Annotated in this window: 12 protein-coding genes; all 12 read left to right on the forward strand. The window is 37.7% G+C overall.

The window, feature by feature from the left end; translation table 11 throughout:
• Positions 1 to 126 precede the first annotated feature (126 nt).
• Entirely contained in the window at positions 127 to 489 is a 363-nt protein-coding gene (locus VZF35_RS26580; protein ID WP_407309696.1) for a hypothetical protein, read from the forward strand.
• Positions 482 to 922, forward strand: coding sequence for a hypothetical protein (locus tag VZF35_RS26585; RefSeq protein ID WP_407309698.1), 441 nt, complete (start codon positions 482 to 484; stop codon positions 920 to 922). Before VZF35_RS26580 ends, VZF35_RS26585 begins: the two co-directional genes overlap by 8 nt.
• Positions 923 to 1,776: 854 nt before the next feature.
• Entirely contained in the window at positions 1,777 to 2,403 is a 627-nt protein-coding gene (locus VZF35_RS26590; RefSeq protein ID WP_407309700.1) for a TetR/AcrR family transcriptional regulator, read from the forward strand.
• Between the two features lie 27 nt (positions 2,404 to 2,430).
• Positions 2,431 to 3,321, forward strand: a complete 891-nt coding sequence (locus VZF35_RS26595) for an ATP-binding cassette domain-containing protein (protein ID WP_407309702.1) — start codon at positions 2,431 to 2,433, stop codon at positions 3,319 to 3,321.
• Positions 3,314 to 4,111, forward strand: coding sequence for an ABC transporter permease subunit (locus VZF35_RS26600; RefSeq protein WP_407309704.1), 798 nt, complete (start codon positions 3,314 to 3,316; stop codon positions 4,109 to 4,111). Before VZF35_RS26595 ends, VZF35_RS26600 begins: the two co-directional genes overlap by 8 nt.
• A 351-nt stretch (positions 4,112 to 4,462) precedes the next feature.
• Positions 4,463 to 5,107, forward strand: a complete 645-nt coding sequence (locus VZF35_RS26605) for a flavodoxin family protein (RefSeq protein WP_407309706.1) — start codon at positions 4,463 to 4,465, stop codon at positions 5,105 to 5,107.
• A 403-nt stretch (positions 5,108 to 5,510) separates the two neighbouring features.
• A complete protein-coding gene (locus tag VZF35_RS26610) occupies positions 5,511 to 6,992 on the forward strand; it encodes a long-chain-fatty-acid--CoA ligase (protein ID WP_407309708.1) in 1,482 nt (493 codons plus the stop codon).
• 190 nt (positions 6,993 to 7,182) lie between these two features.
• Positions 7,183 to 8,535 carry an APC family permease gene (locus VZF35_RS26615; RefSeq protein ID WP_407309710.1) on the forward strand — a complete coding sequence of 451 codons (1,353 nt, stop codon included), beginning with the start codon at positions 7,183 to 7,185 and terminating at the stop codon, positions 8,533 to 8,535.
• 203 nt (positions 8,536 to 8,738) lie between these two features.
• Entirely contained in the window at positions 8,739 to 9,248 is a 510-nt protein-coding gene (locus tag VZF35_RS26620) for a MarR family transcriptional regulator (RefSeq protein WP_407309712.1), read from the forward strand.
• A gap of 230 nt (positions 9,249 to 9,478) precedes the next feature.
• Positions 9,479 to 10,054, forward strand: a complete 576-nt coding sequence (locus VZF35_RS26625; protein WP_407309714.1) for a flavodoxin family protein — start codon at positions 9,479 to 9,481, stop codon at positions 10,052 to 10,054.
• A gap of 321 nt (positions 10,055 to 10,375) precedes the next feature.
• On the forward strand, positions 10,376 to 10,954 hold the full coding sequence (locus VZF35_RS26630; protein ID WP_407309716.1) for a CHAP domain-containing protein: 579 nt from the start codon (positions 10,376 to 10,378) through the stop codon (positions 10,952 to 10,954).
• A 247-nt stretch (positions 10,955 to 11,201) separates the two neighbouring features.
• Positions 11,202 to 12,326, forward strand: coding sequence for a radical SAM protein (locus tag VZF35_RS26635; RefSeq protein ID WP_407309718.1), 1,125 nt, complete (start codon positions 11,202 to 11,204; stop codon positions 12,324 to 12,326).
• The last annotated feature ends 19 nt before the right edge of the window (positions 12,327 to 12,345 follow it).

Raw genomic sequence — 12,345 nt, forward strand, 5'->3', positions numbered from 1 at the left:
TGTTAAAGAAACCCTGATGTGATTCTCTTTGGTGAATGGATAGGAAAACTTATAAGGATCATATATATCTTGATCCTAGGTAACCTTGGGGGCTTGTTGCTAGGGCAGTTAAGGAATATATTTTCAATGAAGGGAAGATCAAATATGGACACTGTTCTGCGCAGAAGTATCGCTGGTTTTGTAGCGACGATAATAGCCGTAAGTGTTAACTGGATTCTTTACTTATTTCGAGTTTTGCCATCAACAACCAGCCATTATGCTGCAATTTCTATTACTCCGCCAGGAACGCTAATAACAAATTTCTCTTTACTTCTCGGAGTATTGACTAATCTGGTTGCAGGAACTTTTGGGGGAGTTGGACTTGCCTCCTTATTTAATTGGACTGGAAATGATTATTCATGGCTGAAAGGTATTGGAATCGCTGCTATTTGGGGTCTTGTAGCTGGTCTCATGTTAAAGTTTGAAATCGGAGCAAGAGTTCATGATTAAAGATTATTTTCTTAGAATGACTCTTTCGGGAATGTTAGCTACAATAATTACGACTATAATTGATCAAATTTTATATAGAGTACATTTAAAGGAAAATGATATTTCGACTTTTGTTGCCTCAGTTTTACTGCCGAATTGGGAGCCATTAGACAAGATCAGTTCAAGAGTTGTGGGATTTATTGGGCATATCATGATGGGGGCGGGTTTCGGTGGATATGTATGGCTGGTTTTTTTGATTACCGGTTCGGATTATTTATATATAAAAAGTATGACTTCGGGCGCTTTCTTCTGGTTGATAGTTCATCGTGCTATAACAGCAAAATTTTGGGTAAGACAGTCGGCAAATCTTTCAGCGAGAGCAGCTCTAATAGAGATTCCGGAACATCTATTACTTGGTTTATTAACCATTTGGTTCAGTTACAGGCTGATTTAAGCTATAGTTTGAAGAAACAGTCTATGGCGTCCAAACGATTAGCGAGAAATATTAGAGAGAGTTAGGGAATTCCTTTAAGAGTGAAAGCCCGAAGATAATAGATTATTTTGGTAGACAAATATTGCCGAATAGTCGCTCAAACAAACTAGTGGCGAGGAGTGGAGCATGATGCTCATTCTTGAAGGAAGCTAGATCTCGGATTATAATCATTACCGTGTCGGCGACGAAACCAAAGATAATGCCATAACGTAATAGATAACGAATATCCTGTCTAGGAACGAGCGCATACGCGAAGTTTGGAACGCCTTAATGCAGGGCCTCCTAAAAATCCCAAAATCCGGATTACTGACAATGGAAACGGATGGATAACCTTATCACCTTTGGAACCTCAGACAGAACCGTCTAATTTAACCCGTATTAAAGCCGAATTGTTACGTCGCTGACCAATGACCAGCCTCCTTGATGTTCTGAAGGAAACCGATCTCCGGATATCATTTACCGATAAATTTAAAACATCGGCAGTCCGAGAGGCGTTGGGCTGGGAAACTTTACAAAGGCGCTTGATTTTATCCTTGTAAGGCCTTGGTACTAACACAGGTTTAAAAACGAATTAGCTCGGGTGAACATGAGGAATCATAACTCATTTTGATCGAAGTCGATTTATACGCCTGAACCCAAATGTCAAAATAGCACCATCTCTAAAATTGGTGTTTTTTTGTTTTTCACAAATAAAATATTCGCAGAAAAGATTTGGAAATATATCACTATTGACCAAGCTGGTCAAAAGTTCTAGAATTACCTCATTGACCACATGGTCAGTTATTTTTACGCTTCTGCTACGTCAGGGGGTGCATATGATTTTTACAATGTTCTTTAGATTAGACCGTGAGAAAAAAATGCGTATTATAAACACAGCTATGAATGAATTTGCGCAAAAAGGTTTCAAAAATGCTTCCACTGATGAAATTGTAAAAGCAGCTGAGATTTCAAAAGGTTCTTTATATCACTACTTTAAAAGCAAAAAAAACTTGTATCTGTTTTTGTACGACTACGCCTTGAATATTTTAAAAGACGAGATTTTATCAAAGTTCGATAGTAATGAACGTGATATTTTTATTAGAAGACACCATGGAATGATACTCAAAACCGAAGTATTAAAAAAACATCCTGAAATCTATGCATTCACCGCCGCCGCTTACAAGGAAGATTCACCTGAAGTAAAAAACGAATTAGAAAGCAGGAATGCGCAATTAATGAGAATTGGGCAATCATTTTTAAATCAGAATATCGATACCTCAAAATTCAAAGAGGGAATTGATATTGGAAAGGCGATAAATATCGTCACTTGGACTATTGATGGTTTTACAAAGAGCGAGTTGGAAAAAATAAAGAATCGTACTCCTGATGAAATTGATCTGGATAAATTATTGGAAGAAATAAAAGAATATCTAAAAATACTAAAAGCATGTTTCTATAAATAAGCAGATATTTTTAAGGGAGTGAATTTGATGAATGTTATTGAGATAAAAAATTTAACAAAAGACTATGGGAATGATAAGGGAATATTTGATCTGAATCTTTCCGTTAAAAAGGGTGAAGTTTTTGGTTTCTTAGGCCCAAATGGTGCCGGCAAAACAACGACTATTAGAAATCTAATGAGTTTTACTCATCCGGACAAAGGAGAATGTTTAATAAATGGTTTAGATTGCCGCACCCAAGGAGATGTAATTCAAAAAACTCTCGGATACTTGCCGGCCGAAATAGCGTTTATGGACGATATGCAGGGGCTGACCTTTATAAAATTTATTGCCAAGATGAAAGGTATCGAAGATTTTAGCAGGGCTCAAGAACTGATTGACATGTTCAAGCTAGATGCGAGTGGAAAAATTAAAAAAATGTCAAAAGGGATGAAACAAAAAATTGGGATTGTTTGTGCTTTCATGAATAACCCTGATCTTCTTATCTTAGATGAACCTACGACCGGTCTTGATCCTTTAATGCAAGTAAAATTTCTCGAATTAGTGTTATCTGAAAAGGCTAAAGGCAAAACAATCTTTATGTCTAGTCATAACTTTGAAGAGATTGAAAAAACATGCGATCGTACAGCGATAATAAGAGATGGTAAACTGGTTGATATAGAAGACTTAAAGACTTTGTCACAGTCAAAGCAAAAAACTTATATCATTACTTTTTCATCAGAAGAGGCAGCTGCTAGCTTTTCTCAAGAAGGTTTCGAAATCTCGGAGATTCAAGGTAAAACGGTTACGGTATCTGTAAAGGGCAATATTAACACATTAATTAGTAAATTAGAAAAATTTGAGGTCGTCGACCTAGACGTAAAAACACAAACTTTGGAAGAGCTGTTCATGCATTTTTATGGAGGTGTTACAAATGTTTAATATGACACTGTTTAATCGTGAAATGAAAGCTACTAGCAAGCTAATCATGATTTTCATTTATATACTAACTCTCTACACTGGGTGTATTGTGTATATGTTTAACCCAAATAATGCTAACGTTTTTGACACTATCATTAAGACAATGCCTGGGTTAATGAAGGCGTTCGGTTTTGTTCCCGGTGGAAATACTCTCATAGGATTTATCGCGACAAACTTATATGGAATGATTGTTCTTGTGGTTCCAATGATATTTTCAATAATACTAGGAAATAAGCTAATTTGTGGTTATGTGGACCGTGGTTCTATGGCTTACCTTTTAGCGACGCCAAACAAAAGAATAAAAGTCGCATTGACACAAGCTTTGTGCATGTGGGTTAGTGTTGGTATACTGATCACTTACGCTACTGTTGCAATCATTGGGTTTTCAGCATTGATGCACCCCGGCCTGCTTGATATAGGTAAACTTGTTGTTATGAATGTAGAGATTTACTTTTTGCACATCGCAATAAGCGGAATATGTTTTTTTGCTTCAAGTATTAGCAACGACACAAAACGTTCATTTACAATTGGTGCTGGCATACCTTTTGCCTTCTTTCTGATTCAAATGCTTGCTAATATAGGTGACAAATTAGCTAGTCTGAAATATTTCACAATCTTTTCTCTTTTTAATGCAAGCGATATTGTTGCAGGGAAAAATGTAACGTTTCAATCCATTATATTGGCAATAATTGCTATTGCTTTGTATGGTTCAGGGATAATTGCTTTTTCTAAAAGAGATTTACCGCTTTAATTAAATTCAAATCAAACTAGACACCTTGGCATTAGCTGAGGTGTCTAATTATTTGGTTTTGACGTGGGGGTTTTAAAGGGTAAGGCAGTATTTACATAGGGGGCTGTATCAAACGCTGAAACATCAGCGTATGATACAGCCCCACTTTATTATTGACAAGGAAACAATAGAGTAATAGTATAGTTATGTTGCCCGGGAAACATAACTATACTTTTCGAGAGTAGCGTATCCAGTCTTCTCTCCCACGATTGGAATATGCCGAGGGTATTTGGCATGTATGGGCGAATGTGTAAATTTAAGATTGACTGACAAATCATTTTTAACTTAATGATAGAAAGAAGAGGATAATTTATGAAACTCATAGCTTTGTGTGGTAGTGCAAGAAAACAAGGCAATACCGCAAAAATGTTACACCAAGTCATTGAAGGCCCAAAATCAGTAGGAGCTGAAACTGAATTTGTAAATTTTTTTGACCTTAACTACAGAGACTGTATCAGTTGTTATGCTTGCAAATTGAAAAATAGTAAATCTTTTGGACATTGTATAGTAAATGATGAACTTAAGCCCTTGCTGGAACGTATTGAACAATCAGATGTAATTGTTCTTGGTTCGCCTATTTATTATGGTAATCTATCAGGTCAAATGCGTTCATTTACAGATAGATTGCTTTTTCAATATCTTGATTATGGTGGTACGGGTACAGGGCCTAAACCCAAAAACTTTAAAACAGCCCTGATTGCAACAATGAATGTGAATGATGAGATTTATGTTAAGAGAGGGTTTAAGGATACTTTAGTTAGTTTATCAGAAATGATTGGCCATACATTGGGTAGTTGTGAATTATTAGCTTTGACTGATACCGTTCTATTTGACGATTATTCAAAGTACGTTTATCAGATGCCGGATATAGAAGAAAAATCAAGTCGCGTCGAAAAAATTTCGGCTGAGAATATGAAGAAGGCATTTGATTTAGGAGTCAGACTTATTAAATCGTAATTAATTGACATTTGAAAGCAGTACAGGCGATGCTTTATTTGATATTTCTCGCATCGAATATCATGCAAGTTGTTATTTAGACGACTGAAAAACCATAAAAAGGCGAAATTGCTGGTTGTTATCAGGTTTCTTTAGGGGGGTGAAGCAGGGTGTGGGATTGAAGGAGCAAAAAGTAAGCCGATTGCGGGGTGAGTTTTTTCACCTTGGTCGGCCTTCTTTTATTTTATAATAGAATGCTTTGTATAATATACTCAGGGGTTTCGTTAGGCACCTCTAAAGTGAGATAAAGATAAAAAAATAGTCTTCATCCGCCAAAGGTGAAAGAAAAAATATGTCGAATAATTATTATTGCAATAATAATTATTCGATTAAATCATCAAAATTATATTACTAGGGGGTCTTCATGATTGTAGGCAACATTTATAAAAAAGTTTATAATCCCGATGCTATCGCGATAAAATTCAAGAAAGATAGCATCACCTACGCACAACTTGATAAAACAGTTAATCAATATTCAAGTCTTTTAAAGATTTTGGGAGTGAGAGCCGGAGAACGAGTATTACTCAGCTGTCTGAATTCACCTGAATTTATCTATTCCTACCTGAGTGTGGCAAAAAATGCAGGAATTATAGTTCCAATTAATCTGCAGCTTACCATGGAAGAAATCACTTATTTTATTAAGGATTCTGAAGCCAATTTTATGATTATTCATTCTGCTATTTTTCAAAAAATGAAGCATACAAAAGAATCTATCCAAGAGCTTTTGGGCATCAAGGTTATTGTTCTGGATGAGGAGTTTCGGCGGGCCATTTCTGAAGTCTCCTTGGGAGAATCTGGTGAATTCTCGAATGAAAATGCAGTATCTACGTTATTATATACTTCCGGTACTACCGGAAAACAGAAGGCAGCAATGCTTACTCATAAAAACCTTGTTATAAATGCTGAACAAAGTCGGCTTGCATTTCATGGAAAAGCAACTGACAACTATATGTGCGTGCTTCCAATGTTCCATGTTTTTGCATTTACAACCTGTGTTCTGAACCCGTTATTAAGCGGTGCAACGGTTACTATACTGGAAAAATTTCAGCCGAAAGAAGTCATAGAATCTTTGTTAAATGACGATATTACAGTCTTCATGGGAGTTCCTACCATGTATGTATTATTGTTGCAGGCGTGCAAGAATAATATTACTTTCTCTAAACTTCGCTTGGCGGTATCCGGAGGAGCGGCATTGCCTATTGAAGTACTTAGACAGGCAAAGGATATTCTGAAGCTTCCTGTCGTTGAAGGCTACGGTTTGACGGAAGCATCCCCGGTAGTAAGTTTTAATCCTTTGGATGGAATCAAAAAAGAAGGTTCTGTCGGTCTGCCTATCTTTAATGTTGAATGCAAGATTGTTGATGTGAACGATAAGGAACTGCCTGTTGGAGAAGTCGGCGAACTTATAGTATGGGGCGAAAATGTAATGTTGGGGTACTACAAGCAGGAGAAAGAAACAAAAGAGGCATTGAAGAATGGTTGGCTGCATACCGGAGACCTGGCGAAGATGGACGAAGACGGATATATTTTCATCGTGGACAGGAAAAAAGATATGATCATAGCTGGAGGCCTGAATGTATATCCACGGGAAGTTGAGGAAGTCATATATCAGTATTCGAAGGTGAAAGAGGCTGCGGTTGTCGGAATTGACGACAAATTGAGAGGCGAGTATGTGAAAGCATTCATTGTTCTGAAAGACGGTGAAAAATGTACTTCAAATGAAATAGCCAGCTATCTGAAAGAATATATGGCAGGTTATAAGTTACCCCGCGAAATAGAATTTATTTCTGAACTCCCCAAAAATAGTAGCGGTAAAATACTAAAAAAAGTGCTTAAAATACACTAATTACAATCTATGAAAAGGAAAAAGAAGCGAAGCTAAAAAAACTCCAAACATAGATTTGAAGGTCCTAGGATCAGGTTGACAATTTCTTGCCCTGGTCAGAGTGAATCCCTGATCTTGTGGAGTAGCTTCAAAACAATGATACAATAGCCCTTGGCTACAAACAAATATCTAGGAAAGGGAAGATAAAATTATGGAGAACGAACTACAAAAGAAGTATGGTCTTTTGACCGCTGTCGCAATGGTTATTGGTATTGTAATTGGCAGTGGTGTATTTTTTAAAGCTGAGAAGATTTTGGTGGCTACTGGAGGAGATCTTCCGCTGGGTATCCTAGCCTGGATCATAGGTGGAATAATCATGATCGTTTGTGCCTATGTTTTCGCAACAATGGCCACTCGATATGAAAAAGTAAATGGTATCGTAGACTACGCTGAGGTTACTCTCGGGAGTAGCTATGGTTATTTTATCGGATGGTTTATGGCGACCATTTATTATCCAACGCTTACCTCTGTACTTGCATGGGTTTCTGCGAGATACACTTGTGTATTACTGGGATGGAATATCGTAGGTGGCGAAGCAATGGCTATTTCAGGTTTTTTTCTAGTCGCAAGTTATGCTTTAAACGCTCTTTCTCCAAGGCTTGCCGGTAAGTTCCAGGTCTCCACCACTATGATTAAAATTATTCCTCTGGTTCTAATGGCTCTTGTCGGAACAATCGTTGGTCTCAAAAACGGTATCTTGATTAGCAATTTTACAAGTGGCCCCATCGCCAATGCGACTAGTAGCAACCCTCTATTTACCGCAGTTGTTGCTACCGCTTTCGCATACGAAGGATGGATTATTGCAACCAGTATCAATGCTGAGCTTAAGGATGCAAAAAGAAACCTGCCTCGAGCTCTTACCTTCGGAACGTTGTTTGTGGTCCTAATCTATATCCTATATTATACTGGACTTGCTGGAGCAGTTAAAAACAGCATTATGATGAAAGGTGGCGAAACTGGAGCAAAATTAGCGTTTTCCACTGTTTTCTCTAATGCGGGAGGTATAGTTCTGTTTGTTTTCGTTGTAATTTCCTGCCTGGGAACTTTGAATGGCCTGATGTTGGGCTGCACCCGTGGCCTCTACTCTCTGGCGGCTAGAGACATGGGGCCAAAACCGGAAGTGTTCAAAAGCATTGATAAAAACACGAATATGCCGACTAACTCTTCTATTATTGGTGTATTACTCAGTGGCGTATGGCTTCTATACTTCTATGGCGCAAATTTGACGCCTGTCTCGTGGTTTGGCCCGTTTAGCTTTGATAGCTCTGAACTTCCTATTGTTACTATCTACGCCATGTACATCCCTATTTTCATCATGATGATGGCAAAAGAGAAATCTCTAAGCTTTTTTAAACGGTTCCTTATGCCGTCGCTTGCTGTATGCGCCTGTGTCTTCATGGTGATTGCTGCATGCTATGCCCACAGCAAGGAAATTATTTTCTACCTTATTATTTTCTGTTTAATTATGGCAATTGGGATAATACTAAATTTCAGAAAGAAATAGTATTTTTATATTTCGGTTTTAGACCAGCACTGGTATTTCTTCGAGCTCGGGGTGAAATTCCCCGGGCTTACTCGGTTATACGTCTTTGTCTCTATTTTTTCAGATGTAGCTCAATTCTTAGAATAATTATTTTAACATTGTTGCAGCAGAAACAAAAATTTAATATAATATTGTTAGTGCACCAACGGGTGGGAGGACAGGCCATGAACAAAGAAGAACAGGTCTTAATGAGTTTCAGGGACTTATTTAACAAGTGGGTTTTTCTTAATAAGTTTAAGTTTAAGATAGAAGACAGTCTTAAGGAGTATAAGTCTTCTGAAATACATTGCATCGAATACATTGGAAGAAACGTGGACTCCAACGTGACAAAACTTGCGGAGTCCTTTTATATGACTAGGGGGGCCATAAGCAAACTATCTAAGAAGCTCATAAAAAAAGGCCTTATCGAAAGCTATCAGAAGCCGGATAACAAGAAAGAAATCTATTTTCGCTTGACTCCGCAAGGGAAAGTAATTAACAAAGTCCATGAGGAACTGCACAAAGAGTTTCAAGAGCGGGATAAAGCCGTATTTGAGCAGGTAACCGAGGAACAATTTGACAGTATGCTTAGCTTCGTGGAAAAGTATAGCAGGCATTTGGATGCAGAACTAAAGAAGCAAGGTTTAGATATAACAAAAGGTTTAGATATAACAATTGGAAATGATTTTGAATAACGGGTTGTATCAAAAAGTAGCCTAAAGGGGGCTGTATCAAAATGCTGAAACATCAGCGTATGATACAGCCCCGCTTTATTATTGACAAGGAAACAATAAAATGATAACATGGTTATGTTGCCGAGGAAACATAACCATGTTTTCGAGATGCGTGAATTTTAAATGTATAGATTTAAATCAATAAACACACAATCTACCGACAAACCGCCGATAAGGAGGAAAGAGGAAAGATGAAAATCATCGGATTTATCGCAAGTCCGCGGAAAGAAGGCAATACCGCCTGGATAGTAAACAAAATACTTGAAGGTGCGAAAGAACAGGGCGCCGAAACTCAATCCTTCAATTTCAGCGATCTTGATATCCAACCGTGCCGGGGTTGTTGGGGCTGCCATAAGGGCGATCAGGGTTGTGTTATCAAAGACGACATGCAAAAACTTAATGATGCGATTGATCATGCCAATGCCATTGTTTTCGGCTCGCCGATTTACATGATGCAAATGAGTGCCCAGGCGAAGATATTCATCGATAGGATGTTTGCACGATTCTCTCCGCGATACTCTCCGTATTTCAAAGAAGAAAATGCCGCCGAAAAAAAGCTGATTCTTACGTTTAATCAGGGTAATCCTGATTCCAACCTGTTCCAGTCGTATATTGATTATACGAAACACATGTTTGAGCTGCTGGAATTTGATGTTAAAGAGGTACCTGTCGTTACCGGTATGCGAAATGAACCGGCGCATGAAAGAGAAGATCTGCACATTGTCTTGAAGGATATCGGTTCATCGTTGGTTAATGATTTTGAATAATGGGCTTGTATCAAAAAGTAACCTAAAGTGGGGCTGTATCAAAACGCTGAAACAGAAGCGTATGATACAGCCCTGCTTTATTATTGACAGCATACTGACAGCCTGTAAAAATCAGCACTTTAGTCTCAACCACAGTCAACCCTTTGATTTCACTGGTATTTTTACCGATTTAAAAAATGTATTAAATTCGGGATCTAAACCAAATACATCATCACATCGTAAAAAAGTCTGCGTTTAGATTCACCATCGAAAAAGGAATGTCCAACTTGATAGGTGAGTATTATTATACCCTATTACCTTTAATAGTGTGGTGATTTTGACGTGACTGAAAAAGCTGCTAAGTTAGCCCTAATTGGCATACTTCTATTGAGTTTAGGGCTAGGGCTACATTTTTTCTTGAGAAACCCCTTAGAAGGACGCCCTCTCGGAAAAATAATAGATAACTATAAAAATGTTCCTGTTTATTATAACGGACAAGATTATACAAAAGACAAAGAGGAAAGCTTTAGTTCCGATGGATACTATTGTGGTCTTAAATGGCAGTGCGTAGAATATGTAAAGCGATTTTACTATGTTGCAAAACATCATAGGATGCCTGATGGATATGGCGATGCTAAAGACTTTTTTGACCCCTCAGTACCCCAAGGGGGATTGAACCAGCAAAGAGGATTAAAACAATACATAAACGGTGGAAACGAAAAACCGGAATTAGATGATATTTTGGTATTCACTAATCCACCCTATGGGCATGTGGCAATTGTGACCAAAGTGACAACAAACTCCATTGAAGTTATCCAACAAAATGCAAAGAGCTCTCGACAAGTATTTACACTTATAGTTAATAAAGGTCATTTCTTTGTAGGCACAAGTTGGAAGCCTGTTGGTTGGCTCAGGAAATAATAATTCATGGGGCTGAAAGCATTATCGCAAGGATGCAAAACGACAACTGGGAATAGCTAAAAATGAAATATTTCTATGATGTCGCTTTCAAAAATATCATCTGGGGAATCTCGATGGTATAATTAGTAGAATTGCGATAAAAAATTTACATGTGGAGTGCGTATGTCTTTTGAAGAAGACTATGTGAAAAAGCATAGCAGGAAGATAGGAATCGAATCGTTAGTAGATTAATTAAGGAGGACATGTTATGAAAATTTCAAAGAAAGATGCGTTGACCTGGTTTGAATTCTTTTCAATATTGCCAGAGGATGAGGAAGTTATGACAAAACAACAAGAAATCATATACTCTACTTTTGCGCAAATTGAGACTGCGATCGATCATAGAAATGATACGTTAATGTCGGAAATCAGAGGCTTGAAAACTTTGAAGAATAGAACTTTTTTTGTGGGAAATGAAAGCAAATTCTCCAAAGGATGTCGTTCTTGTCTGTTGGGGACCGGTTTGAGTGCAATCAGGAAAACCAACAAATGTAACTTAGAGTGTAAGTTCTGCTATCATTATGGAGAACTGGATGATATTGTTCCGGTTGGCGAAGGTATGTGGGAAATCGGAGGCACAAAATTTTATGAGAAGGACATTGATTTACTTCTTTCTATCCAACAGAAACCCACGGGCATTTCCTACGTTTATTTAGAGCCATTCATGGAAATTGAAAAATACTATCCGGTTATAAAGAAATTCAGTGATGCAGGGATTCATCAACATCTCTATACAAATGGCACTTTAGCTACGGAAGAGACGTTGAAAGCTTTAGGTGAAGCCGGTCTTGACGAGTTGCGTTTCAACCTGGGTGCCTCAAATTGTTCGGACAAAGTGATTAAAATTATTGCAATAGCAAAAAAATACATTAAAAATGTTGGTATTGAAACGCCAATGACTCCTGAGTTCTTCGAAACTTTTTTCAAGAAGAAGCAAGCGATCTTAGAGACAAAACTCGACTTTATCAATTGTGCAGAATTGCACCTAAATGCCAATAACATAGACAATTATTACGGGGAAAACATGTATATTTCCAGACATGGCTATATATCTCCGATTTGGAGTAGGGAATTAACTCTGAAATTCATGAAAATAGCCGTTGAAGAAAGCTGGGATTTAGCAGTTCATGATTGCTCAAACTATACGAAATTTGCCAGAGGTTTGAATTTTAGCGGCAATGAGGGTAGGTGGGTCGGATCCAGTAATTATACCTGTGAGTTTTTCAGGATACCTTACGAAGTATTTTTACCCATATTACGTGATGACAATTTCAAATTTTTAAGTGAAGAGGAATTGCCTGACGGCTATAAACCAGGGGAGATGGTTTTTTAGTAAGGTAAGATACCAAATG

This window comes from Desulfosporosinus paludis (assembly GCF_045689965.1).
GTDB classification, from domain to species: domain Bacteria; phylum Bacillota; class Desulfitobacteriia; order Desulfitobacteriales; family Desulfitobacteriaceae; genus Desulfosporosinus; species Desulfosporosinus paludis.